This window comes from Flexithrix dorotheae DSM 6795, from assembly GCF_000379765.1.
Classification (GTDB): domain Bacteria; phylum Bacteroidota; class Bacteroidia; order Cytophagales; family Flammeovirgaceae; genus Flexithrix; species Flexithrix dorotheae.
In genome coordinates this window covers 227,401-254,259 of the sequence record NZ_KB903434.1, presented here as the reverse complement: position 1 = coordinate 254,259, position 26,859 = coordinate 227,401, and the positions used below count along the sequence as shown (strand labels likewise).

At 36.8% G+C, this 26,859-nt stretch carries 21 protein-coding genes; 10 read left to right on the top strand and 11 right to left on the bottom strand.

Translation table 11 applies throughout. The features are described from left to right. The first annotated feature begins 142 nt into the window (after positions 1–142). Entirely contained in the window at positions 143–2,758 is a 2,616-nt protein-coding gene (locus A3EM_RS45670) for a mechanosensitive ion channel family protein (RefSeq protein WP_020528003.1), read from the top strand. Next, the gene (locus A3EM_RS0109680; RefSeq protein ID WP_083925205.1) at positions 2,748–3,947 is read left to right on the top strand and encodes an acyloxyacyl hydrolase; all 1,200 of its coding nucleotides are present in this window, start codon (positions 2,748–2,750) and stop codon (positions 3,945–3,947) included. Before A3EM_RS45670 ends, A3EM_RS0109680 begins: the two co-directional genes overlap by 11 nt. Position 3,948: 1 nt before the next feature. Here A3EM_RS0109680 and A3EM_RS0109675 read toward each other — a convergent pair whose 3' ends face one another. Together A3EM_RS0109675 and A3EM_RS41960 are read right to left on the bottom strand one after the other, a co-directional pair. Further along, complete coding sequence (locus A3EM_RS0109675) at positions 3,949–5,064, bottom strand: SO2930 family diheme c-type cytochrome (protein WP_020528001.1); 1,116 nt, start codon at positions 5,062–5,064, stop codon at positions 3,949–3,951. Continuing rightward, positions 5,061–6,329, bottom strand: coding sequence for a parallel beta-helix domain-containing protein (locus A3EM_RS41960; protein WP_020528000.1), 1,269 nt, complete (start codon positions 6,327–6,329; stop codon positions 5,061–5,063). Before A3EM_RS41960 ends, A3EM_RS0109675 begins: the two co-directional genes overlap by 4 nt. A gap of 224 nt (positions 6,330–6,553) precedes the next feature. Here A3EM_RS41960 and A3EM_RS0109665 point away from each other — a divergent pair, with 224 nt between their 5' ends. The 5 genes from A3EM_RS0109665 (at position 6,554) to A3EM_RS0109640 (ending at position 12,643) form a co-directional block, all read left to right on the top strand. Next, on the top strand, positions 6,554–6,928 hold the full coding sequence (locus tag A3EM_RS0109665; protein WP_157637802.1) for a hypothetical protein: 375 nt from the start codon (positions 6,554–6,556) through the stop codon (positions 6,926–6,928). A 386-nt stretch (positions 6,929–7,314) separates the two neighbouring features. Then, positions 7,315–8,715: a dihydrolipoyl dehydrogenase gene (gene lpdA, locus A3EM_RS0109660; RefSeq protein ID WP_020527998.1), complete on the top strand. Its 1,401-nt coding sequence runs from the start codon at positions 7,315–7,317 to the stop codon at positions 8,713–8,715. 138 nt (positions 8,716–8,853) lie between these two features. Beyond that, positions 8,854–10,377, top strand: coding sequence for an FAD-dependent oxidoreductase (locus A3EM_RS0109655; RefSeq protein WP_020527997.1), 1,524 nt, complete (start codon positions 8,854–8,856; stop codon positions 10,375–10,377). A gap of 409 nt (positions 10,378–10,786) precedes the next feature. Then, positions 10,787–11,638, top strand: a complete 852-nt coding sequence (locus A3EM_RS0109645; RefSeq protein ID WP_020527995.1) for a DUF350 domain-containing protein — start codon at positions 10,787–10,789, stop codon at positions 11,636–11,638. A 24-nt stretch (positions 11,639–11,662) separates the two neighbouring features. Then, positions 11,663–12,643, top strand: a complete 981-nt coding sequence (locus tag A3EM_RS0109640; protein ID WP_020527994.1) for a substrate-binding periplasmic protein — start codon at positions 11,663–11,665, stop codon at positions 12,641–12,643. Between the two features lie 10 nt (positions 12,644–12,653). Here A3EM_RS0109640 and A3EM_RS0109635 read toward each other — a convergent pair whose 3' ends face one another. Next, positions 12,654–15,266 (bottom strand): AAA family ATPase, encoded by a 2,613-nt coding sequence (locus tag A3EM_RS0109635; protein WP_020527993.1) that lies wholly within the window; start codon positions 15,264–15,266, stop codon positions 12,654–12,656. A gap of 422 nt (positions 15,267–15,688) precedes the next feature. Here A3EM_RS0109635 and A3EM_RS0109630 point away from each other — a divergent pair, with 422 nt between their 5' ends. Next, a complete protein-coding gene (locus tag A3EM_RS0109630; RefSeq protein WP_020527992.1) occupies positions 15,689–17,143 on the top strand; it encodes an amidohydrolase in 1,455 nt (484 codons plus the stop codon). 141 nt (positions 17,144–17,284) lie between these two features. Here the strand turns inward: A3EM_RS0109630 and A3EM_RS0109625 are convergent, their stop codons facing one another. Continuing rightward, complete coding sequence (locus A3EM_RS0109625) at positions 17,285–17,947, bottom strand: AlbA family DNA-binding domain-containing protein (RefSeq protein WP_026210203.1); 663 nt, start codon at positions 17,945–17,947, stop codon at positions 17,285–17,287. Further along, positions 17,916–18,473, bottom strand: a complete 558-nt coding sequence (gene hpt / locus A3EM_RS0109620; RefSeq protein WP_026210202.1) for a hypoxanthine phosphoribosyltransferase — start codon at positions 18,471–18,473, stop codon at positions 17,916–17,918. The genes A3EM_RS0109625 and hpt overlap by 32 nt, the downstream gene beginning before the upstream one ends. Positions 18,474–18,702: 229 nt before the next feature. Between hpt and A3EM_RS0109615 the strand changes: the two genes are divergently transcribed. Beyond that, positions 18,703–19,113 carry an EVE domain-containing protein gene (locus tag A3EM_RS0109615; protein WP_026210201.1) on the top strand — a complete coding sequence of 137 codons (411 nt, stop codon included), beginning with the start codon at positions 18,703–18,705 and terminating at the stop codon, positions 19,111–19,113. Between the two features lie 61 nt (positions 19,114–19,174). On the opposite strand, the gene A3EM_RS47495 is transcribed toward A3EM_RS0109615, so the two are convergent. Beyond that, positions 19,175–19,312 (bottom strand): hypothetical protein, encoded by a 138-nt coding sequence (locus A3EM_RS47495; RefSeq protein ID WP_157637801.1) that lies wholly within the window; start codon positions 19,310–19,312, stop codon positions 19,175–19,177. A gap of 28 nt (positions 19,313–19,340) precedes the next feature. On the opposite strand from A3EM_RS47495, the gene A3EM_RS0109610 reads away from it, so the two are divergent. Then, entirely contained in the window at positions 19,341–20,231 is an 891-nt protein-coding gene (locus tag A3EM_RS0109610) for an endonuclease/exonuclease/phosphatase family protein (protein WP_157637800.1), read from the top strand. Here the strand turns inward: A3EM_RS0109610 and A3EM_RS0109605 are convergent. From A3EM_RS0109605 to A3EM_RS0109585, 5 genes are all read right to left on the bottom strand, one after another. Beyond that, positions 20,228–21,169, bottom strand: coding sequence for a FecR family protein (locus tag A3EM_RS0109605; RefSeq protein ID WP_020527987.1), 942 nt, complete (start codon positions 21,167–21,169; stop codon positions 20,228–20,230). The two genes, A3EM_RS0109610 and A3EM_RS0109605, sit on opposite strands and share 4 nt — an antisense overlap. Before the next feature lie 192 nt (positions 21,170–21,361). Further along, positions 21,362–22,201, bottom strand: coding sequence for a DUF4249 domain-containing protein (locus A3EM_RS0109600; protein WP_020527986.1), 840 nt, complete (start codon positions 22,199–22,201; stop codon positions 21,362–21,364). Positions 22,202–22,217: 16 nt separating this feature from the next. Continuing rightward, the gene (locus tag A3EM_RS41955; RefSeq protein ID WP_083925203.1) at positions 22,218–24,908 is read right to left on the bottom strand and encodes a TonB-dependent receptor; all 2,691 of its coding nucleotides are present in this window, start codon (positions 24,906–24,908) and stop codon (positions 22,218–22,220) included. Between the two features lie 205 nt (positions 24,909–25,113). Then, the gene (locus A3EM_RS0109590) at positions 25,114–25,626 is read right to left on the bottom strand and encodes an RNA polymerase sigma factor (RefSeq protein WP_020527984.1); all 513 of its coding nucleotides are present in this window, start codon (positions 25,624–25,626) and stop codon (positions 25,114–25,116) included. A 101-nt stretch (positions 25,627–25,727) separates the two neighbouring features. Further along, positions 25,728–26,654: a CsgG/HfaB family protein gene (locus tag A3EM_RS0109585; protein WP_020527983.1), complete on the bottom strand. Its 927-nt coding sequence runs from the start codon at positions 26,652–26,654 to the stop codon at positions 25,728–25,730. Positions 26,655–26,859 lie beyond the last annotated feature (205 nt).

Genomic DNA, 26,859 nt, shown 5'->3' with positions numbered 1-26,859 from the left:
TTTAAAAATTATGGTGATTAAAAAAAACTTTTGAGGCAGGAAGGAACTTGTTTCAATAAGAAGATTCATATAGAAAAATAAAATTTAGACAAGCCTTTTACATCAGAAAAAACAGGTCTTTAGTTTTTTGTTTACTGAAATAATGATCAAATCATTTCCATTTTTTCACCTTTATTCAAATAGAAAGTATTTATGGTGGGTACTTTTCTTTTTGAGTATTTTTTTTCTTTTCAACTTAAGAAATTCGTATGCACAGGTAATTCCCGAAATTACTAATTTGGAAAACCCTGATGATAGTGACCATCCTGATTCAGTAAAAATCACTCCGATTCCTCTTACCGATATCCCGTCCTCAGCTGAGCAGGTAATTTCCGACATCCGGATTATTCAGAAATCACTGCTGGAGAATACGGATATCTTAACCATTTTCGAGGAAGCTCCTCAAAAGTTTGAAGAGTTGAATGAAAAAAAAGAAGTTCTGCTCTCCGAGGATTTAAATGAGAAATCAATTTCGGCTTTAGGAGACCTTACCAACCAGTGGGAAAGGAGTATCGAGTTTCTGAATAATTGGCAACAGCAGGTTGGAGAAAACCTGAAAACCAGGGAAAAACAGCAAAAAAGGCTGGAGATAATGGCCAAAACATGGAGAAAATCTTTCGATCAGGCTATAGAAAAGGAAGCTCCTGATGATTTGCTGGAAAGCATCGAAGTGCTGGAATGCCAGATTCTGGATATAAAAGATACCGTAAATCTACAACTGCAAAAGCTGCTTTCTCTCCAAACTCAGTTCACCAATGAAATGGTTTCCCTTACTGAGGTTAAAACTGGTATAAGAAATTTGATTATTTCTAAAAGAAAACAATTTTTAGTAAAGGACCAGGATCCCATCTGGGTAGATTTTTTTGATGAAGAAAAAAATGAAAGAATAGGAGAACGGCTCAACAGAGCTGTTGCCAGCAATTATGCCGCTATAAAAGACTATATCGAGCTTGCTCCTTCCAGCTTTTCTGTGCTGTTCTTGTTTTTTGCAATTTGTAGTATTTTTTTCTTTTTCATTAGAAAGAAGAAAAAAACCTGGGATTTGAAGGAGGATGATATCAGTTTGTTTGCAGCGCTCAAAACTATAGAGCATCCTTTTTCTTCAGCGCTTTTGCTTTCTATTTTTATCTGGTACTTTATTTATAATGATGCCCCAACAATTATTACAGAAGTCGTGGTGGTAATTAATTTAATTCCATTTTTCAGGTTAAGGAGCATTATTGTTTCAGCAAGAAAACAAAGACCATTTTTATTTTTGCTTTTCATAATTTTATTGGACCGGCTCCAAAATTTGCTGATAGAACAAACTTACATTGACAGGCTATTGATTTTGGTAAAATCAGGGCTTATGCTATTCGCTCTGATTTATTTGCTAAAACCCACAAGGATGAAGTTTTTTTTCCCGGTTATGGCATGGAGAAAATTTGCCAGACTAGTCGGAGTTTTGTGTGTCATCATCTTCATTGCCGCTGTTCTAAGTAATACTGTGGGATATGTATCTCTATCCAGTTTTCTGAGTGAAGGGGCAATCTATTCTTTAAGTTCTGCGGTTTACCTGTTTATGATTGCCCGAGTAATTATTGGCTCCATTATTATCCTGATCAACAACCGGCCGCTGATCAATTTGCAATTTATTCGAAAAAATCCCGAGCTTGTTCAAAGCAAGGTTATTGGTTCGATTAGGTTTTTGGCCATCCTTACCTGGGTGATTGATGTAATGTTCAACTTCAATCTCTTTAACAACTTATATGAAAGGACAGTTGAGATAATTGACGCCCCTGTGGTAATTGGGAGTATCAGTTTTACCATGGGAGGAATTTTTGCCTCCATAATAATTTTATGGATCGCCAATGTACTTTCCAAACTGGTGAAATTTATTCTGGAAGAAGATATACTTTTAAGATTAAACACTACCAGAAAAACAAGTGGATCTATTTCTCTTTTTACTAAATATTTTATTCTGGGAGTTGGTTTCTTTATGGCCCTGGCGGCTACCGGAATTGATATGAGTAATTTTACTATTATTCTAGGGGCTTTTAGTGTGGGCATTGGTTTTGGCTTGCAGAATATTTTTAATAACCTGGTTTCGGGAATAATTCTGGCATTCGAAAGACCTATAAACCTTGGAGACACCGTAGAAGTGGGCAACCTTAAAGGGGAAGTGAAGGAAATTGGCTTGAGGGCAAGCACTGTGAGAACTTTTGACGGGGCCGAAGTGATTGTGCCGAACGGTAATTTAATTTCCAATGAAGTAATAAACTGGACTTTATCCGATGGAAACCGGAGAATTGAAATTTTACTTGGTGTAGCCTACGGAACTGATCCTAACCGGGTACTTCCAATATTGATAAAGGCAGCACAAATGCATCCTGATGTATTGGTATTCCCTGCTCCAATGGCAGTTTTTTTGGGCTTTGGTGACAGTTCCCTTGATTTCAGGTTATTATTCTGGGTTTCAAAATATCAGGATTGGATGACTATAAGAAGTGATATTGCCATTAGTATTTACAATGCTTTAGATGAAGCTGATATTGAAATCCCATTTCCACAACGAGATTTGCATATTCGCTCCACTGTTGAGTCGGAAAAAGAGCCACATGAAAGGGGCATTCCGAACGGAAAGGGAAAACAACCAAAACAAAAAAATGTAAAGGAAATGGCTAAAAAGGAAAATTCTGCTGATTTTGGAATAAGTGATACTGGTGAAAATGATGATTAAAATATTATGCTTATTTCATTTTTGTTGTATTTTTTCTCTGCCCGCTATTAGCCAGTCCATTCCCACAACCCGTATTGAAGCGGGTTCGGATTCCTCCAAATGGTATAAAAAGATCACAGTTTCTATTCATTACCAACATGGTAATATTTTAGCCACCAATGATTTTGTGAGAGGGGAAAATCAAACCGGAAGCAGACTAAAAGATTTTAATAGTTTTTCATTGGAAGCTGGTAAGCAGACCAAAGGTGATAAACTATGGGAGAGGATTTACCAACTTCCTGAATATGGGGTGGGTATATTTTATGGAAATTTGAATAGCCCGAATGAAATTGGTCAACCTGTTGCTCTTTACGGTTATTTCACCGCTCCCTTCAAAAGATGGAAAAAGGTTACTATATTCTACAAATTTGGGTTTGGTCTGGCCTTCAACTGGAAATCGTTTCATCAGGATTATAATCCTTATAACTATGCGATTGGGTCGGATAAAACTGCTTTCATTTTAGGGAAAATAGGTGTTTCTTATCAGTTAGGGAAGCATTGGGAAAGTAGCCTCGGATTAACTGCCAACCATTTTTCCAATGGCGCAGTGGAAATGCCTAACTGGGGCTTGAACCTGGCGTCTATTGATCTGGCTTTAAAATACAGAATCTCCCCATTACCGGATAAAGTTGAAAAAGAACCAAAAGCTAAACCTCTTTCCGAAGTTTATATGGTGGTTTTCGGAGGAAAAAAACAGACCTGGTTTTATGATAAAAGACAAACTGCACCCAATAAATTTGTGCATTTGGATTATTTGGTTGGAGGGATTTCTGCAGGATTTAACCGAATTATTAGCCATAAAGTAAAATTAGGCGGAGGGGCTGATTTTACATATAACGAAGCCACTAATGCCAGAGTAGTTTTTAATGAAAATGAGGTCAACAAAATGGATGTTCCATTGGAAGAAAAATTAACCCTGGGTCTATTTGGCTCGGCCGAATGGGTTATCCAAAAATTTGGGGTAATTGGGCAGTTAGGGTATTACGTAGCTGGAAAGACTGAAAAAGACCCCAGGCCGGCATTATACCAGAGGATTGGCATTAAATATCATCTGTTTCAGAATTTGATAATTGGTGTAAATACCAGGGCCTATGATTTTTATCGGGCAGATTTTGTAGAATGGAATTTAGGGTATAGAATGAAGTGGTAATTTAATTTCCTACATCTGTTTTCATAGCTGAAATCCAGTTTTTAATTAATTCCACTCCTTCCTCATGATACATTGATCTGCCGAGCTCTGGCATCATCACACCCGGATCATTCGATTTAATTCTGTGGTATAAAATGGAACCTTCAGGATTCCCTGGTACAATATCGAATTTCCCATGACCAGCTCTGCCCGCAGCCACAGGTGCTTTATTGATTCCAATCGTGGTAGGGTTCGTTTCATAGGCTTCAAGAAATAGCCCGGAAGTATTTCCTGGTCCATTTAAATTATGGCAGTGAGCACAATTGATATCCAGCCAGGCTCTGGCTCTGTCATTTAAATCCAAAGATTTGTCTTCATAACTGGCCAATACAGGAATTTCCTGTTGATTTTCGGGTAGGTTTTTTAAGAACCCTAATTCCTGCCAATTCACTAATTGGTTTGTTGTGCCGGATTTATAAGTAAAATCCTTGTTTAAATGCCGGGCCTTAGGACCAATGGGAGTAAATTTATCTTTATACGAATGACAGCCTTTGCATTGGTTGGCATTGGGAATGATATATTCTGTGGATTTCAATGAGCCATCATAATGTGTCCAGCTGACTTCAGTGATTCCCCCGGCTAAATCAAGTTCGGCTTCACTTTGTTCATCATTCCATAAATAAGTCAGCGCTTCCCATTTTTCTCCCCGGTTGATTAATAATCTTGTCTCCAGTAACCGGATATTTTCCTCAGGCTTCCTAAAATCAGCTGGGTAATAGAAGTTTTTAACTAAAATAGCTCCTTTTGGAAATTCAAAAGCCTCTGATTCCACGTAGTTGGCACTGCTGCCATCGGGCATGTAAACAAACCTTTTCTTAAAAGCATAATCAGTGAAAAGAGGGGAATTAAGGTCATAGGGTAATACCTTTTCATTCGGAGTGAGATTTGCCAGAGTTCCCTTAAACAAATGATATTCGGATAACTTTTGATAGGCTTTCCCTTCAGGAAAACTCACTGACTGGTTTTGAAAACACCCCTGAAACACAAGCAGGAAGATGAACGATCCTGCTGTGATTATTTTTATTCCTGCTTTCACCATTTTAGAAAAGTTTTCTTCATTTTCTACAAAGGTATTCAAAGGCTGGCAATTTCTTTTCCTGCGACTTGTACGTTGGCTTCTTCAAGTGGAGCCAATTCACAATTATAAGCCTCAGGTGGAGTGGTAGGGTCCTGTAGGTTTACAATTACCACTTCCCCATTGTCCTTTATACAAAAACGGGATTCCGCTGGCATTTCCTGAACTGTTTTGCCCATTTCCGGATGGATTACACCATCATGCATTATATCCGGGCGTCTCCCTAATTGGGCTTCAAACTGTTTCACCATTGGGCCAATATCTTTCGTCATATCCGGCTCAACGGATAGATCCTGGCTAAACTTATTATTGTGAATATAAATAGCAGTTGGGAAAGGATTAAATAAAGAATCTTTAACTGGAATTTGAGTGAAAAAATAACTAATGATACCAATTCCTCCAGTGGCATTATCCAAAATTTCATTGTCAAATATCTCAATGTTCCTGGAGGCCAGTACAAACATGCCTGTTCCGGCAGGGATAGTAGCTACCATATTGCCCTCAGGCGCAAAGTTCCCCAGGTTATTTTTATATACTTTATTATTATAAACCCTGGTATGCCCACCTCCTTTTACAGGTAAATCAGGTAAATTAAACATGAGGATTCCCCCGGTGTTTCCGGTTGCTTCATTATTGTAAACATCAGAATTGGTGGTATTTTCTATTTCGATTCCAGCCACATTTCTTTCGGCATAGCAATTCCTTACAATTACATTTTTCGATTGCCCCACATAAATCCCTGCATCAGAAGCTCCTTTCGCAATGCAACCATCTATCAACACATTGGAACAAGTGACCGGATATAGTCCATACGCACCATTTTCTGGTTTTGCCCCAGCCCATTCTGTTCTTACATTCATAAAAATTACCCCATCAGAATCCTGTACTTTAATGGCATCCCCTGTGGTTTCTACCACTGCCAGGTCCATGAAAGTTACATTTTTCATATTTTTAGCCAGAATTCCTTCCGCTCCTGAAGCGCCTTTTTTCTGTTCCGCAAAAGAAAATATTGTTTTCTCATGGCCCTTACCAACTAGGGCAATATTTTCCTTATCCAGGATGGAAATGCCTAAATCCATTTCAAAAACTCCTTCATCAAAAAACAGGGTATCACCTGGCTGGGCCTGGATAAGTGCATTTTGAATTTCCTTTCTTGATTCAGGACCAGCTTTTATAAAACTTTTTTCTTCTTTAATGGCACCTCCTCCACAAGAGGCAAGGAACAAAATACCTATAAAAAAATTGATTTGGTTGTAGAAGTTATTCATGGTTATTTATCTTTTAAAAAATGAGTAGTTACTAGGAAATTGTGAGGAACAAATTAAGGAAAAATCAGCTTATTTGAAACAAAAATTTTAGCTATGGATTAGAGGGGAAATTTTATTCATTTTTAGTTCAAATTTGATTTTACCTAACACCAATTCTGTAAAACTGCAATGATTTGAATTTTTGTTACGTACAGAAAGATGTAATCAAAAATAAAAACCCTGTAATGCAAAAACTGATTCTATTTTTTATAATTTCCTGCTTATTTTTTCCTTCCTGTCAGGAAGATGCAGAACTTTCTCCAGGTAGTGTTTGCGGAAAAGAAATAGCAGAATTACCCTGGCTACAAAAAATAATTGAAGAAGCTGAAGAAGATGGAGTTGGTACTGTAAAAATTTATAGTGTGGAAAAAGGAGGGGAAACTTATATTGTGCCTTTCTTTTGTTGTCCAAGCTGTAATTATGTAATTTCTCTTTTGGATTGCAATGGTGAAATTACAGGTTATTTAGGTGATGCTAAAGTATCTTTTGATGATATTAATAACCCTAAAATCTCTCAGTTAATTTGGGAGCCAGAGCAGTTTAAGTGTATTGACGAGTGAAATTGGAGGTTAGTTTAAAATTCTCATAAGGGTTTTCATCTTGTTTTATCTCTGTGGCAAGCGAAAAAAAGCTTATAAAACTCAAATAGTAATAGCCATTCAGTAAAGGATGGTTATTTTTTTTGAAAAAATTTGATTGCAAATATTTTCGAAGAATTTAAGACTTGAAGTGCCCTTTTTTCATTTGGTCATTTTTAAAACGATTTAAAATCAGTTCATTCAGCTAATGTTTTTAATCGCTTGCCACTTTCCGCTAATTGATTGATTTTCTCTATGTTGAATAAGCACAATTATGACTCTAAAGATGGTATGGGAATTTTTTTCTCTGGCTTTTAAGGTTAAATTTGCGCAGAAAAAATTTAGATAACTCTATAACCATATATTATATGTCAGCAAAATTTGATTTGATTGTTATCGGAAGCGGACCTGGAGGTTATGTTGCTGCGATTCGTGCTTCTCAGCTTGGGATGAAAGTAGGTGTGGTGGAAAAAGCAGAGATTGGAGGGATTTGTTTGAACTGGGGATGTATTCCAACTAAAGCTTTATTAAAAAGTGCACAGGTATTCGAATATATTCAACATGCTGAAGATTACGGAATTTCTGTAAAAGAAGCTTCTATTGACTTTGATGGTATTGTTAAAAGAAGTAGAAATGTGGCAGGAGGAATGAGCAAGGGAATTGAATTTCTATTGAAAAAGAATAAAATTGAAAAATTATTAGGTTTTGGTAAATTGACTTCTAAAAATACAGTAGAAGTTACTGCAGAAGACGGTTCTAAATCTTCTTATACTGCGAGCCATATTATTTTGGCTACAGGTGGAAGATCAAGAGAATTGCCTAATGTGCCAATCGATAATAAGAAAATTATAGGTTACAGAAAGGCCATGACTTTAGAGAAATTACCAAAGAAAATGGTGGTAATGGGTTCTGGAGCCATTGGAGTAGAGTTTGCCTATTTTTATCAGGCTATGGGCACTGAGGTGACAATTGTAGAATACTTGCCGAAAATTGTACCTAATGAGGATGAGGATGTTTCCAAGCAATTAGAAAGAATTTTCAAGAAAAAAGGAATGAAAATTCACACTGATGCAGCTGTGCAATCAGTGGATACTTCCGGAGAAGGTTGTGTAGTAACTGTAAAATCGAATAAGAAGGGAGAAGAATTTAAGATTGAGTGTGATATTGTACTTTCTGCAGTTGGTGTGTCCACCAATCTTGAAGGAATTGGATTGGAAGATGTAGGCGTAGCTACTGATAAGGGAAAAGTGCTAGTGGACGATTATTACAAAACTAATATCCCTGGAATTTATGCTATTGGTGATATTGTGCATGGACCTGCTCTGGCACACGTGGCTTCAGCTGAGGGAATTATATGTGTAGAGAAAATTAATGGGCAAAATCCTGAGCCATTAAATTACAATAACATTCCCGGATGTACTTATTGTGCTCCTGAAATTGCTTCTGTGGGTTATACTGAAAAAGCGGCCAAAGAAGCTGGTTATGAAGTGAAAGTAGGTAAATTCCCCTTCTCTGCATCGGGAAAAGCAAGTGCAGCCGGAGCCAAAGATGGTTTTGTGAAAGTAATTTTTGATGCCAAATATGGCGAGTGGTTAGGAGCGCACATGATCGGGTTTAACGTAACAGAAATGATTGCCGAAGTAGTGGTAGCCAGAAAACTGGAAACTACAGGGCATGAAATTATCAAATCTGTTCACCCTCACCCAACCATGTCGGAGGCAGTGATGGAAGCTGCTGCTGATGCTTATGACGAAATCATTCATTTGTAATCAGATAAATATTATTTAAGAAAAGGTAATCTTCTTCGGGAGGTTACCTTTTTTATTGCCTAAAACTTTTTCCTGTGAAGCTTAAGTAGCAGTAGAGAAATTTCTATAAATGACAGGAATTGGGTACTTTAAGCACCTATGAACAGAAGAAACTTCATAAAACTTTCCTCACTTGCGCTCCTTCCAATTCTTTCCTGCCAAAAAAGTGAAAAGTCTGATAATATTCTTGATTTTGACATCTCCTTTCATTCAGATATGGCTGTGGGGCATCTGGTATTTGAAAGTCATAATTTCCCAAAAGGAAAAACCGAAAATGTGGATTATTTAATTGTAGGGGCTGGAATTGCCGGGTTAAGTATTGCCTGGAATTTACGTGAAAATAACATTTTGCTTTGTGAATTATCGGATAGAATAGGAGGGAGTTCTGGAAGTGAAAATTTTGAAGGAGAAGTTTTTGGCCAGGGAGCGCATTATGACCTTACTTATCCGAAATATTTTGGAGAGGAAGCTATTGAATTGCTGGAGAACCTGGGAGTGGTGAAGTTCAACTCCCTGATTGATAAATGGGATTTTGTGGATAAAAAATACCTGATCAGTCCTCACCGGGAATCTCAATGTTTTAATGGGATTGATTACTACGATGAGCTTTTGCCAGAAGGAAAGACAATGGATGAGTTTTTCGAATTGATGAAACCGTTTATTGGAAATTTCATGCTTCCCACCCGTTTAATCCCAGCGGATTACCAACATTTTAATCAAATCAGTTTTTATGACTTTCTAAAGAGTTCTATTGATCTTTCCCCTGAATTTAAAGCAGCAATCGATTATCATATGCGGGATGACTTTGGGGGAACCAGCGAGGATGTATCTGCCATTGCCGGCCTTTATTATTATGCCAACAGGGGCTATTTAACTTCAGAAACAGAAATATTTTCACCGCCAGAAGGCAATTATTATTTTGCGCATAAACTGGCTACACAGCTACCTGAAAATACCATCAGGCTGAATCATTTGGTAAAGAAAATTAGGCCGGTTTTAAAAGGTTTTGAGGTAGAAGTGATTGATATAAAATCCAAAACTATAAAAACTTTCCAGGCCAATAAGGTAGTGTATGCCGGTCAAAAACATGCGCTACAGCATATTATGCCATCTCAAAAAAAACTTTTTGCTACGAATCAATATGTGCCCTGGCTGGTGATCAATTTTGTGGTAGAATCCGATTTGAATGAAAACAAATTCTGGCAAAATGAAATCCTGTCAGATCACTCAAGTTTCCTTGGTTTTGTAGATTCTGCTGCTCAGATGGAAAAAACAAAAAACAGGGTTTTAACGGCTTATTATTGTTTTAGAATGGAAGATCGAAAGTATTTGGCTGCTTTGGAGGAAAATAAGGAAGATGTGGTGAAAAATACCATTGGTATCATGGCAGGATATTTTAAAATACCCAGTGAAGAGTTTGCCGGGAAAATAAAAAAAGTTTTTATGAAAGTGATGGGACATGCCATGCCATTAGCCTCCCCTGGCTATTTATTTAATGATAGGAATTTATACAGACCACACTCCAAAATGGTTTATGCCGGGGTGGATAATGGAAGACTACCACTTTTTATGGAAGCATTGGATTCAGGCTTAATGGCCAAAAAATATCTAAAGGAAGGTTAAAGATTCAATCGACAATAAGTCTTGTCTCCTAATTATTGACTTCTGGCAATTATAAGGATTTTGGAAAATTAACTTTCCATTTCAAATTTGGACTTTATTTCTTCTGGTGTTAAATTATAGCAGAAAATTATAAATTGATTTTTTTTGATTCGGAAAAACCCTCACTTTGATTTAGAGCTTGTTTATAATTTAGGTTTTCCGAAATGTCGGACCAAAGCGAAAACGACCAGTTTTGGGTTCTCAGGAAAAAAGAAAATTTTTGAATAGTAGCGTTATTTGGAAATTTTATTTTGAAGTGAGGTTTCATAAATGGGCGTTTGCAGCGAAACAGTTAAAATTTAAACATGTTCTTAAACTTTTCCATTATCCAAAACTTCTATAAAAATTAAACACTAACCTTTAATAAACTATGGATTTATTTTTTGAGACCCGGGAAGAAATGCTCAGTTCAGTTTTCACCATTGTTTTATTTGCAGTGGTATTTTTACTGGGAAAATGGTTTAAAGACCTTACTACTTCCTACAGCGTAAATAAACAACTTACCCATGAAGATAACCCTGCCCTGGCCACAAGTTTTACAGGGTACCTTGTTGGGATTACCATCATTTTTTTAGGTGCAGTAGATGGACCTCATGTTGGTTTGTGGGAAGATTTAATTGCTGTTGGCAGCTATTCCATTGCCGGAATTTTGGCTTTAAATTTAGCCAGAGTGATTAATGATAAGTTAATTATGCATCAATTTTCCAGCAAGGAGGAAATTGTAGATAAAAGAAATGTAGCGGCAGGAGTTGTGCAGGGAGCTTCTTATGTGGCTTCAGGGATGGTGATTGCAGGAGCTATTCACGGAGAGGGTGGAGGCCCATTTGTCACAATTGCTTTTTTCGCCATTGGCCAGATTATTCTAATTATTTTTGCCCTTCTTTATGAGAAAATCATTTCTTACAATGTGCATGAGGAACTTGGAAAAAACAACCTGGCGGCAGGATTGGGTTTTTCTGGGGGAATTATTTCCATTGGCATTATCGCCATGAAAGCTGTTTCAGGTGATTTTGAATACTGGTCTGAGAGCCTGCAATTGCTGGCTTTTGATATTGGGGTTGTTTTTATCTATTTATTTGTAGTCAGGTTTTTCTTTGATAAGTTGATTATTCCTCATTCTGATTTAAACCAAGAAATTGCTGAGGATAAAAATATTGGAGCAGGAGTGCTGGAAATGTTTGTGGCTATAGGATTTTCTATGGTATTATTTTATACCTTGTGACTTGATTTATAATTTTATTTGAATATGAAGCTAATTTTACTTTTTTGTCTGATTTTAACCTCATTTTCTGTATTCTCCCAAAATTATCAGGTGAAACTAGCCTCAGATATATGGCCGCCTTTTACCAATATTAAAGGAGAAAAAACTTTTGCAAGCGACCTGGTGAAAGAAGCTTTAAGAAGATCTGCTACAGGGGAAACCACCGAAATTCTTGATTTCCAAGATGTATTATCCAAAATTAAAGAAGGAGAATATGATGGAAGTGCAGCATTATGGAAAAGTGCGGAAAGGGAAGAATATATGCTGTTTTCTGTTTCTTATTTACAGAATCAGTTAATCCTGGTGGGCAGAAAAGGGAATGATGTCAGTGCGGCTTCCCTTTCAGAACTCAATGGAAATAAAGTGGCTGTGGTAGGAAATTATGCCTATGGGGAGGAAGTGGAAAATGCCAAAGGTGTTGAATTCATTTCGGGTAAAAATGATCAGGAGAATTTAGAAAAACTCTTGAAGGGTGAAACAGATTATATGTTGGTGGATGCACTTTTAATCCAATATTTACTGCACTATCAGCGAGAGGAAGCTGCTCAATATCTTGAAATTGGTACAACTCCTCTTATAACAAGATCCCTTCATTTTGCCCTAAGAAAAGACTTGCCTAATGCGGAAAAAATAATTGAAGGTTTCAATGAACAAATAGTGAAAATGGTAATTGATGGCAGTTATAACAGAATCCTTCAAATCAACTGGATAAAAACTGATGTGGATGGTGATGGAAAATTAGAATTAGTGTTGAATGGAAATCAGGCCGGGCAGGTGGCTCCATCCAGTAGTTACAATGTATTTTTAAATAATGAACCTTCCCTCACTCATTCGAGTACCAGCAATCGCTATTATGTGGAAGGAAATATTTACCATAACTGGGATAATGTTCCCGAGCAATACAAACAACCTCAGGTAAAAATTGAGGATCCCGGGCAAGTGAAATTGTTTAAGTTTAATTTTTAGGAAAACTGGGCTAAAACCCAATTTTCCTGCCCACATTCGATAGTTCCGTATTATCCTGATTAAACTCTTTTACATCATTCACAGAAAGGGTCTTCAATTGGTATTTAGTTCTTTCTTTAGGTTTTAATCCCGCCATTCTTAAATGTTGGTTTTTTACGGCTTTATCCACCATTTTCCTCACGGCCCTGGCGTTTCCAAAATATTTATCCCGATTATTATAAATATATTCAAGGTATTTTAAAAGGGATAATTCTGCTTCTTTGTTTGGTTTAAGCCCCTCTTTTTCCAACATAAACAGGGCAACTTTATACAATTCTTTATAGGAATAATCTTCGAAAGTTAATTCCACATCAAATCTGGATTTTAACCCGGGATTAGTTTCCAGCAGTTTTTCCATTTCCCCGGTATAACCTGCTGCAATAACGATAAATCCGCCCCGGTCATCTTCCATTTCCTTCAGAATTACTTCAATGGCTTCCTTTCCAAAATCATTTTGCTGATGTCCGGACTTAAGCGAGTAAGCTTCATCAATAAACAAAACACCACCTTTTGCCTGATCGATTACTTCTTTGGTCTTAAGGGCTGTCTGGCCTACAAATCCAGCCACCAGATCCTGCCGACTACATTCTATTACATGCCCTCTTTCCAGAATACCCAGCGCTTTGTAAATTTTGGCGAGTATTCTGGCCACTGTGGTTTTACCTGTTCCCGGGTTTCCTTTAAAGACAGTGTGCAGGTTAAAATTGCCAATTACATCCCTGCCTGTTTCCCGGTAAAACTTTACCAGGGCAATTAATTCATCAATTTTAGCTTTTACATGCGAAAGGCCAATGAGTTCTTTTAATTCAGTTAAAGCTTCTTCCAGGGATTCTTTATCCACTTCAATATGAGGTAAATCAAGTTCCTGTTTCTGAAAAACTTTTTCTAAATCCTCTTTTCTTATGGTGCGAAGCATGTTTTTATTAATTTCCTCATCTGCCGAATAATTATTCATTACCCGGAGCCCCATCTCCATTTTTGCATCGTTTATCAAACTCAAAACCAGTCGGGCATTTCCAAAAGCCCTGTCTCTTGAGCGAAAAGCCTCTGTCAGTTCCTTATAAAGTAGTTTTTTGGCACTTTTGGTAAAAGTCACATTTTTTTCATGTGATATTTTTTTTGAAATTTCGATCAGTTCCTGAGGCAAATAATCATTGAAGTTGAAATGCATATTGAACCTGGATTTCAAGCCGGGGTTGCTATTGATGAAATTATCCATTTCACTGGGATATCCCGCTACAAAAATGGCAATGTCTCCAGGACCATCCGACATTTCCTTCACCAAAACCTCAATTACCTCATGTCCGTAATCCTTGTCGTCATCAATATTTCGAACCAGAGCGTAGGCTTCGTCAATAAAAAGGACTCCACCACGCGCACTGTCAATTACATCCTTTACCTTAGGTGCAGTTTGGCCTATATATTGGCCAATTAACTCCGCCCGGCCAACTTCCAGAAAAGTCCCTTCACTTAAAAGACCCATTTGGTGGTAAAGTTTACCCAGCAATCTGGCCACGGTAGTTTTGCCTGTACCTGGATTTCCCGTAAAAATGGAATGCAGGTTAATCTGTTCATTTTCATCAAAACCCTGGCTTTGCCTGAGTTTTAAAAATTCCAGGTAATTAATATAGTCCCTTACTCTTTTTTTGATGTCGGATAAAGCCACCAGTGTTTCCAGTTGAATTAGGGTATCTTCAATACTGGCAGTAGTTGAAGTGTCATCTTCGTTCGTATTTGGCTTTAAAATCAGGTCTTCACCATGCAAATATTTATTTATGCCCTCAACTGGTGCATTTCCACAATCGAAAGGAACAACAGCAATCAGATGGTCCATAAATACAATTTCCAGTTTGTATTTATCATGATACCAACTCCCTTTTTTATCGGAACCCCAGCCAGTAATGATGGTGATATCATTTTCACTACTCTTAATTTGCTTCAGCTCCGATGTGGTGCCTTTTAGTTGACCTGCATCATTGTAAAAATTAAATTTTAGCTCGCAAAACCAGGCCTTGTCCTGCGCATTTTCCAGGTTAAATTCCACCCAAATATACCTGGTTTCTTTGTCGTGGAATTGTTTTAAATATTTCCTTTTTGAATTTTCAACTCCCGATTTTGGTCCTTCATAAAGTTTAATGGAATTGATGTCGAAATAAGGATTATCATAAAGGGTAACCGGGCCACCATTTTCTATATAGAAATAGGTAGTCCCCACCAGTTCATCATCAATATAAGCTTCCCACAAATAATCTCCTCTTTTCCAAATGTGCCCTGGTTCTTCATGGCCCCAGCCTTCTCTGATGAATACAATATTTTCATCAATTTCCACTTCCTTTTCAATGTCAAGGTTACAAATAGACTCTTTAGAACTTCCATTGTATCTGTAACATTTTAAATTGATGGAAACCTTCCAATGTTCCTCATCAAAAAGTTTATTAAAAAAGGAGAGCTCGGCATATAAGTAGGTAGTTTCTGTATTTTCAAATACTTTCCGGTATTTTTTGTTCCCTTCTGCCAGCCATTCTGTGGAGGAATAAACTTTTAAATCCTTGAATTTATATTTTTTTTCCAATTGCTTACCCATACGCTCCTGATGCAATAAATTTCAAAACCCAACAGTGGAAATTGCTTCCGAACCTGTTGTAAAAGTCTGCTATATTATTTCAAAAAATATCCAAATATCAAACAGGTTATGCAGTCACTTTTCATTGACAATTTAATCAATTTAAACGAATTCATGGATAATAAAGTTGAATGAATTTTTTACAAAACCTGAAATAATATTCTTTCATCCGAAAAACGATTTTATAAATTTTTTCGCATGGCATTGAAAGCCAAAACTCCTTTTTTTATATTTAGGAATAGGTAGTTTTTTAAGGGAAATTATACCCGGGAATCTATTAATATGATTGAAAACTTTGGAGTACGCTATTATTTATAATTACATTATTCTGCATAATTAATAAGCGCTATTCCCATTTGTTATCCATTAAAATTTTTAAATAAATGAAAGTCTATATCCAAGTCTTCTTCATCATTTTATTTTTTGCCCTTCAACCTGCATTTGCCCAGAAAATTAGTTCCCTGAAAAAGGAAGTTTTAAAAGAGGTGGATGGGTTAAAACCGGAAGTGGATGAAATTTCTGAAAAACTTTGGGATTTTTCCGAAACTGCACTTTTGGAATATAAATCCTGTGAACTTTTAATCGGAAAACTGGAATCGGCTGGTTTTTCCATAGAAAAAAATGTGGCGGGAATGCCCACTGCCTTTATTGCTTCCTATGGATCGGGAGAACCGGTAATTGGGATTTTAGCAGAATTTGATGCTTTGCCAAGTGTAGGTAATTCGGCTATTCCCGAAAAAAAGGAAAGGGCAGATGGTATCACCAACGGACATGGCTGTGGACATAATTTATTTGGAGCGGCTTGTGTTTCCAGTGCCATTGCCATCAGAAAAGTCATGGAAACAAAAAAAATAAAAGGGACCCTCCGGTTGTATGGCTGCCCGGCTGAGGAAACGGTAATAGGAAAAGTATATATGGCAAAAGCCGGCTTATTCGATGATCTGGATGGAGCATTGCATTGGCATCCCGGAACCGAAAATAGTGCCTGGAATGCTACAGGAAGTGCCATGAACAATTTTGAAATTGAATTTTTTGGAAAATCTTCCCACAGTGCCCGTGATCCATGGAATGGCAGAAGTGCTTTGGATGCGCTGGAAATGCTCAATTTTGGAGTGAACCAGATGCGTGAGCATGTAGAGCCGACTGCCCGAATTCATTATGTGATTACAAACGGAGGAGTGGCGCCCAATGTAGTGCCCAATTATACTAAAGTATGGTATTTTGCCAGAGATATTGACCGACCAAGAGTGGAAAGTCATTACAGCAGGATTTTGAAAATTGCTGAAGGTGCGGCCATGGCTACAGAAACAGAATTTAAAGTAAAATTGATTACTGGAGTGCATGAAGTTTTGCCAAATCTTCCTTTGCTTAAAGAAGTACAGAAAAATATGGATGCCATCGGAGCAATTTCCTATACCGATGAGGAATTAAAATGGGCAAAAGAATTACAGAAAAATTCAGGTAAAGAGGAGAAGGGCATTAAAGGAGAAGTTCGTCCACTGGAAAGTGAAGTGCCTGCTGAAAAAGGGGGAGGTTCCACAGATGTAGCCGAAGTGAGTTATATCACTCCAACCAGTGGATTCAGGGCTACTACTGCACCATATGGAATTCCCTGGCACAGTTGGCAGGCAGCTTCGAGTCATGGAACCACTATTGGCAGAAAAGGAGCATTTTATGCTACTAAAATTTTGGCCATGACTGGAATAGAAATGTTTACGAATCCGGAATTAATGGAAGCAGCTAAAAAGGATTTTTTAGAAAGGACAGGAGGTAAACCCTACAAATGCCCAATTCCGGAAAATCAACAACCTCCGATTCCAGAGCAAAAGAACCCTTAAAGGATATTTAAATTCTGTTTTTGAAGCGAAAATATCCGTTTGGGGATTTTTACTGGAGCGATGGTTTCTAACAAGGCAGGCCCTTCTGTGGTATTTTGCAGCCTAAAAGATAACTTTTAAAAATGATCCTAGTGATTAGTTTTAAGAAAGAAACCTGTTGATGTCCTTCATGGTGAAATAATCGCCATCGTCTGTAGGATGCACTTCCAATACATTGGCGATAGTCAGCCGAATAAGTATATCGGAGGCTTTTAATATGGGAATATTAACCCTGGCCGCAAAATCTTTTACATTGATCTGGCTTGTGGATTTAAAGCAATGCATCAAGGCCTGCTCATGTTCTCCATAATTAAATCCAATATCTTTTTGTGAAGAATTGGCCTGAAGTACTTTCCTCACTTCGCGACTGGTTTGTACGCTTTTATCATCGATCCGGATATAGGCTCTCCCCAAATTTCTCCGGAAATTATAAATCAGGAACACCGGTTTTTTTTCACTTTGTTCGATATCAAAAACGAGTACCGATCTTTTATCTGTAATGCGAACATGAGAAAGTGAATAATTCACTGCGGGTTTACAGTGCTTTTTAATGGCATTTTCCAGCACAAATTCTTCTTCCACAGCATCTTTCAATCCTACGATTGTTCCATCATCATCCACACCAATGAGTAACTTTCCCCCTTTCTGATTGGCAAAAGCTACCACTTCCTTCATTATTTTTACCGGGTAGGTTGCTTTTCTTTTAAATTCTAATCTGGCTCCTTCTCCCTGGCTAACCAACTTCCGTAGTTCCTGGATTGTCATTATTGTTCAAAATATAAATATCCTTGAGGTTTCGGCCAAATCCGTCATAATCCAGCCCATAACCTACCACAAATTTATTCTTTATTTCAAACCCAAGATAATCAATTTTAGCTTCATGTTTCAAAGCTTCTGGTTTATATAAAAGAGCGGTGACTTTTACCGATTTTGGCGAAAATTTTTGGATCTCTTTTAATAAGTGCCCCATGGTAAGGCCGGTGTCCACAATATCTTCTACAATGATCACATCTTTTCCTTTTATCACATTATCAAAGCCGATTAATTCAATCACTTTTCCCGAACTTTCGGTTGACTGATAGGAGGAATATTTGGTGAAACAAATCTCCACATCAAGGTCAATTTCCTTTACAAGATCGGATAGAAACATAAAACAACCATTTAGCACTCCAACCAACACTGGAGATTTTCCTCTAAAATCCCAGGTAATTTGCTCTGCAAGTTCTTCTACCCGATTGTTGATTTTCTCATTTGGAATATAAACTCTAAAATCTAAGTCCTTGATTTTCATGGGAATTAAATATGAATGTCTAAAAATTATTTTGGGGTTTGAAATTTGATGAGCAACAAAGGCTGAAGCAAAAAATACATTCCTGCCACCTCCTGCAAATTTACTGAAATTACTTTGATAAGTTTGGGGCAAAAGCCTGAAAAAGGTAAATTTATGAGAATGAGGGATTTGTTTTAAAATTTTTCTCAAAATCCTTTATAATTGTTTAAAAATTTAAATGCTATTCAATATGAATTACTGGCTGGTAAAATCAGAACCTGAAGCATATTCCTGGGATAATTTTATTGATTTGGGTAGAGACCATTGGGATGGAGTGAGGAATTATCAGGCAAGGAATTTTATGAAGGATATGAAAGTTGACGATTTGGTTTTGTTTTATCACAGCGGGAAAGAGAAACAGGTGGTGGGAATAGCCAAAGTGGTTAAGGAATTTTATCAGGACCCTACCACAACTGATGAAAGATGGGTAGTAGTGGATTTAGTCCCGGAGAAAAAGCTGAATCAACCCGTAACATTGCAGCAGATTAAAGCTGATGAAAGACTTCAAAATGTCTATCTGATCAGGCAATCAAGGCTATCGGTAATGCCTTTAAAGCCTGAGGAATTCGATATTATAATTGGAATGGGAGAGGAAGGGTAAAAAAGGCTGCCAATTCAGTTATTATTGGAAATTTCAACTCATTTTTTAGGACAAAATTAGATCATTTGCGCATATTATATTTTTTAAATAAAGTAGCGACTGTTGTCTCCATTGGGGCTTTTTTTTGTGTATTGATTCCTCCATCTCTTTTTTGGATATGCAGTTTTATTGCGCTTTCTATTCCCCTGCTTATCCTCATTCAGCTTTTCTTTTTAATCTACTGGGGATTGAAAAGAAAAAACCAGGCATTGTTGCCGTTTTTTACCCTTGCGCTTGCCTATCCATTTTTATCAGCTACGTTCAGTTTTTCAGCACAGGAAGATTCAGCTAAAAATTTATCAGTATTATCCTACAACACCCGAGTATTTAATGTTTACGATCATTTAAATAAAAATTTTGATTCTTCTAAAAAGATGATTGAGTGGGTTTGTAATGATAATGCGGATGTAAAATGTTTTCAGGAATATTATAATGACCGCAAATCTCCCATTTTTAAAACCACCCAAAAATTAGGTAGGGATAAGGGCTATTATCACTTTGTAAAACCTGTGGTAATTAACCATATCGGTGCAGAGTTTGGACTGGCCATTTTTAGTAAATATCCTATTGTGGATAAGGGTGTGATAGACCTTCAGATGGAATCGACCAACAGTGCCATATTTGCCGATATTAAAGTGGATGAAGATACTTTCCGGGTAATCAATGTACATTTACAGTCCCTAAGCATTTCAGAGGATGATTTGGAATTTAATTCAAATTCTAAGGAAAACTATAAGAATCTTTTCACCAAAATTAAAGAAGGCTATCTGAACAGAGACAGGCAATTGGAAAATATAGAAATTTACCTGAAAGACTCCCCATATAAAACAATTGTTTGTGGAGATCTGAATGATACACCTTATAGCTATGTATATTTTAGGCTAAAAAAATACCTGAATAATGCTTTTGAAGAAGCGGGAAGTGGATTTGGTTTTACTTATAACGGAAAGCTATTTTTTTTAAGGATTGACAACCAGTTTTTTAGTGATGACCTTGAGGCAACCAATTTTGAAACAAAAAAGGAAGTGAAATTTTCAGATCACTTCCCGATAAAAGTTTATTACAAACTGGAAGATTAGGGTTTGGGTTGAATTTTTACAAGGTTGTTTTCTATTGAATATTCTAAGTCCATTGTGGCCGATAGAATTTCCAATACATCCGACATGTTTTCTCCTTTGGCGGAAAAAGTAATTTTTCTATCTATAAAATTGGCCATATTTATGGGTTCAATCTCTGTATTGAATTTTCTTTCAATCTCATCCAGGATAAAACCAAGTGGCTGGTTCTCATAATTAAATTCCCCTTTTCTCCAGCTGGAAATAACTACCTCAGAGAATTTTTCCGGAGCATTAAATTCATTGTTTTGATTTAAAATAGTAGCCTCTCCCTTAGTCAGAAAAACGTATGAATTGTTATTGAATACCTTTACTTTTCCGGTGAAGCAGCTCACTTCCAGTTTTTTATCCCAGTTTCGCACATTAAAACTGGTACCCAGCACAGCAATATTTCCATTTGGTGTTTTCACAGTAAATTCTTTTCCTTTTTCCACTTCAAAGAAAGCTTCTCCCTCCAGGATAATTTCTCTGTTATTTTCCCAATTCCATTTGTAATAAGTAATGTGGGAACCGGCATTAAGGGTAATCTGAGAATTATCGGGTAAGGTTAAGGAAAGTGACTGGCCAAATGGAGCTTCTTCGTGTTGTCTGTTGGCAAAAAATGCAGAAATGCCAAGCACCATTAATAATAAAATGGAAGCTGCAATTCTCACCAAAAATTTGGAAGACTGGAAAGCTACAACTTTAGGTTCAGCTTTTTCCTGATCTATTCGATTAAGTACATTATTCCACGCCTCTTCTTTTGTTTTGCCTTTCGGAACATCAAGATTTTGGGTTTTCTCTATTATGTTTTTTATAGATTGAAATTCTTCAGACTGATGATCGGATTCAGGTGTCTGGTCGGGAATTTTCCCTTCCAGCATTTTTTTTATGAAATCGTTTTTGGATGAAAAATTTTCCATTCCAGCGTAAATTTTAATAAATAGTTAAAGTTTTGATAAAAGGTTGTCATTTAACCTGGTTAGCAAAAAAAGTAGGATCCCAAAGGTTTTCGCCAGTGGGAACTTCTCTTTTTCATAATTGGTTGAAAGTGTTTTTGGTATAATACAATTGTAAAATAATTTTCCCTACCTTTCCTAGAGAATTATTAAAAGTTAATCTCTAACTGCTTGAAAACCTGTAATGCTGCAATTAAAGGCAGTGAAAATTCCTGCACCATTTTGAATATTGCTTGGAGAAGATTCTACGCTTGGTGTTCCCTGGTTATTCTCTGATACAATTTCAAAATAGAGTGAAACATATTCGGGGTTTACCCGATAAAGTTTTACCAGGTGATTGCCGTAATATTGCAAATCGGTATCCTGGATGATTGCAAAATTATTATTTACCGGGAAAAGGAAGTTTTGAGGTCGCTCAAAATCTTCCCCAAAATCAATTTCTTCCGGATTCTCCTCAATATTGTAAATTTCAAGAAAGAAGTAGTTTGTTGCATTTTGATTTTCCCAGGCCAGGCCAAGGAAATATTCCTGATCAATTACACTATCAGGATTGGAGGGAACTCCAGCTTTAATTACAAATTTATCCTGTCTCAGGTTTATGGGAGGGGGAGGAACAATGGTGCTTCCAAAAGCAGTTTTGTCAAAATAATTTACAATAATGGTATATTCATTTCCTTGTCTGATATTTAGTTCGTTTCCTTCAAAATGGTACCTTCCCGGTCGATTTGGAGTAGGTGATAATAAAAAAATACTATCATTGGAAAAAATAGCCACATCCGCATCGGAAATGGGTTCCTGGTTATCCAGTCTCTTCACTAATATATTTTCTACGGGTTGATCAGCAAATAAATATCCTTCAATGACTACTTTTTCTAAATCACCAAAATCAGGTTCTTCAGGATCGCAGGAAGACAAAAAGCACAGTAAGGCTAGTACTGAAATCCAGCTTAGAATAACAGAAAGTGATTTACCAGTATTTTTATTTTTGTGCAACATATGATTGGGTTTTCATTTAGAATTTGAAGTTTAAAAAAACATTGGGTGTAAAACCAAGTAATTTTACATCGGCAACTATTAATCTTTGTCCATCCGGACTATTATCACCCAAACTGATGCCCTGAATTTGCCTGAACTTTATATTATCCCTGTCATAAAGATTGATTAGGGCAAGTCCTACTTGCCCTTTTCCCACTTTTCCAATATTGTAATTATAGGTGGCAGAAAAATCTAACCGGTGGTAATCGGGAAGTCTTGTATTGTTTTTGACGCCCACATACAAAAAAGGTTTTTGTGCTCCACCCAGTAAATTGAGATCGTAAATAGCTGAAGGAGAGGTATATGGTCTTCCGCTGCCATATACCCAGGTTAAAGAAAAGTCCCATTTTTTTATGCCATACATATTTACAATTTTTAATTCGTGTCTTTGATCGTGGAGTGCGGGAAAATCATTGCCATTGTTTAACTGAGGAAAGTTATGATCCACACGGGCCAGGGAATAACCAATCCATCCGGTATGTTTTCCGGTTTTCTTCTGTAGAAAAAAATCTATTCCTCTGGCTACACCATCTCCTGTAAAAAAAGCTTCAGTAGGTCCTGGGATCTCAAAAAATGGTTCAGTTAACCTTAAGTTTTCCAGCAAGCCATCGGTGCTTTTCCAGTAGGCTTCAATATCAAATAAAAAGTCGGATGTTTCGTAGGCAAACCCTGCAAGAAAATGATTGCCTGAAATAACCGGGAAGTTTTCTCCATCTGTAAGTACCCAAAAATCACGGCTACTGCTAAATAAACTTTCGGAAATTACCCGGTTAATAAACTGGTAATATTTTCCTGCTCCGGCCTTAAGGGAAATGTTTTTCCCAATATTGTAGGTTAATGACCCTCTTGGCTGGAAATAATATTGTTCAGTAAGGCTGAAATCATTGATTCTTAATCCTAAAGAAAGAGAGAGTTTTTTAAATAGTCGGCTGGTATTTTGGAAATAGATAGATTTTTGCTTGCCCTTGTCAGAAAGATTAGCCAACTCAAAATCAGTACTTGTTACTTTATATAAAATATCATTTTCATTGAATAACAAGCCAAATTCCAACTTGCTATTGGGATGAAAGTTCCATTCATTATCCCATCTGAGCATAAAGTCTTTTACATCATTTTCTTCAGTAAAGGTTGTATTGGTAATTTGTGATTCTTCATCCAAATAAACCCGCAAATTCCTATTGCGCTCAAACTCACTAATATATTCAGATTTTCCCAGATTAATATTACTGTAAAACTTCTTGTTCCACTGCCGGCCCCATCTCAGGCTAAAACCTTCTGTCCCCCACTCAGAAGCATCATTTTCGCTATAGTCAAACCCAAAGCTGATATCCGGGTCCAATATTTCCCCGACATTGTAGTTTGTTTTGAGCTTGTCTCTTCCCTGATAATAACTAAAGGACAAAATATCCTTTTCCGATGGCTTATAAGTGATTTTCCCATTAATATCAAAATAATAAAAATTGGGATCAATTTCCTTATTGATGAATCTTCTCGAGCCACCAATTGGTAATTCTACTTTTTCATTTTCGCCAGAAATATTATCAAAAAGTGAATTATATAAAGGACTTTGGACTACATCTGTGTAAGATCTTCTGGCAGCTAATAGAAAAGAGACTTTGTTTTTAATCGGGACTTCCAGGGTAAAGTTTGCACTTAGCAAATTTAGTCCCATGCCAAAAGAAGGTTTATTCATGTTTCCGGATTTTCCGGTAATATCTACTACACTGGATACCCTTTCTCCATATTTGGCGGGAAAAGCAGTTTTATAAAGCTGAAGGTCCTTCACAGCATTGGCATTGAAGGCACTGAATATCCCAAAGAAATGATCGAGATAATAAATGGTGAATCCATCGAAAAGTATCAGGTTTTGATCTGGAGTACCACCTCTCACAAATAATCCTGCAGAACTCTCATTGGTGCCACTAATCCCTGGCAACAATTGTAAAGTTTTCAATAAATCCAATTCACCCAGAGAAGGCAGGCTGGAAAGTTGGGTGGGATTAAGGGCTACCTGACCAGGCTCATTCCCTGACTTTACCGTTCTGAAAGCCTGATCTAAAATCATGACTTCATTCAACATCTCCGGAGCTGAAATCAATTCAATTTGTAGATTTTGTGTTTCTGAAAATGGATCTAGCTTTAATCGTAAAGTTTTATAGCCCAAATAAGAAAAAACAATTGTACAAGTATCGCTGGGTACATTAAGCAGGGTAAAGTAGCCGTCAGTATTGGATACCGTGCCATACAAAACTCCTTCAATTTTAATGATGGAATTGGGCAAAGATTCCCCGGTTTGTTTGTCTATAATTAATCCGTTGAGGGGGAAATTAAATCGGGTAGGAGACATGCTTTCAATTTCTCCTGATGCCTTTGCTTTTATGATAATTGTGGATTGTAAAACAGTAAATTCTAAACCAGTGCCCTCAAGAATCTTAGTTAGTGCATTGTTGAGTTTCTCATTTGTAAGTGAGAGGTTAATTTCCTGATCTGAAAGTGTAGAATTATCGTAAGCAAATTTTAAATTATATTTTTCTCCAAGAAGCTGTAGTACTTCGGTAAGTTGTTGTTGCTCAAGTTTTTCCGTAATCCTAATCTCCGCATAATCCTGAGTAAGGCCAACCAGGGACATCAGAGAAAATAAACAGAAAAACAAATAACATTTCAACATTTATAGCAAATCAAAAGCAACAAAAATATAAATGTAGGTATATTGGATTTTATTTATTCAATTTTTGGTATGGAATCACTTGTTTTCAGGAATTTGAACAAATCAGTCCCATTTGGAATCAATTACTTTCAATAGTTAACTAATTGAAGGGAAAGGTGGTTCACACTTGGAATTTCTTTTACAGGAGAGAGAGTTAGGTGCGGGGCTAAATTTTTTGCCCGATTTTTTCCCTGATAATGTGAAGAGCCTTGTGCATTCGCTTTTCAACAGCTTTTACACTCAATTCAAGTCTGTCTGCAATTTCCTGATAAGTAAACCCTTCGATTCTGTTCATGAGGAAAACTTCCCGGCTTTTGTCAGGAATGCCTGCCAGGGCATGTTTTAGTTTTTCGTGAAATTCTTTAGATTCAATAATATATTCAGGAGTTTCCACCGACTCTTTGCCCGGTTTCCTGGCTACAAATTCGAAAACAATTTTTCGGTGTTTCAACTGATTGATAGCCAGGTTATTCGCTATAGTATATAAATATGATTTTATGGATTCCAGTTTAATCTCTTTTTTATTTTCCCATAATTTCACAAAGACGTCCTGAGCTAAATCTTCTGCCAGCCCAATTTCTCCGGTTTTGAAATAGAGAAAATTTTTGATGCTTTCATAGTAAGTATCGAATAAAGTTTTAAACTCTTCAAGCGTAATTTCCCTTTTTTGGCTTTCCAATTTTTTCTTTCAATAGTAGTAAGATATTTCGGACTCTACACCTAAAAATAAAAAAAGCACTTGGTTTACAAGTGCTTTTCGAGAAAATATTTTTTTTGCAATTACTGAATCCTTACAAAATCTCCGGATTTAAAGCCGTCACCATTTACAATTGCACATTGAGAAGCTTTTCCATTACCCAGGGAAGCATTTGTTACTTTAATTTCTCCAATTTTGGTATCCATACTACCAAGAGACAAACCTGTGTCTGGATCAATTAATTCTTCACCTTTTTTGTAAATCACAAAGGAATCGCCAGGCTTCACTCCATGATTTGCTCCAACATTTATGAATACTGCTCCATTTTTGGCGGTTACCACTTTAGCCTGCCATGGTACATTTGGCATATTTTCTTTAAGCATTTCAGTAACTTCTTCAATGGCTTCTCTAGCTGCTTTTCCTACTAATGATTCATCAAACTTTTTTTGGGAATCAAAACTTAAACCACTGGTATTAAACTTTACCCCTTTTGTCGATTTTTCTTTAAGGAAATGATCTGCTGCAATAATTTCTCCTGTGGTTGTATTTATAAATCTACAATCTACGCCAACTGTTGCAGATTGATTACTTACTCCTATACCAATTCCTTTAATTCGACCACCGGTTTTATTATCCTTATATCCAAATTCGGTCACTGCTCCCACTACTGCTAATTCTACCCCTAATAATTTTCCAATTTCTGCTGCACTTTGTTCGGTTACAGCTCCGGAAAGTCCTAGTTTTTGTTCTGCCAAAATTTCATCAAGTTCTGCTCTTTCTATTACTATAAATTCCTCGCTTTTTACCAGCTCTGTTGTAAGCATATCCGACATCCCTTCCCCAACTGACTTGTTATTCCACCATCTCCAGCCTTTGTCAGTCTTATCTTCAAATACGAAAACTGCTACTCTTTTCTTTAGTTTTAATTCCTGGGCTTTTGCAAGTTGGGTACCTGTTGCAAGAAAAATGGACATGAATAAAACAAAGATCCCCTGTTTAAAAATTTGCATGATTGTTAAAAAGTTTTGAGTTTGATTAGTATTATAAATATACGAAAATTGATAAAAAATTACATGAAAAGTAACCCTGTGGGTTTACGAAAATAGTGAGATTAGGTTGATTCGATTGGAAAATACTTTGTGAAGATAATTAAAAGGAGAGAGAAGTGAAATTAATAAAGGTTAAACTACACTGGTTTAAATTCATTACCAATGA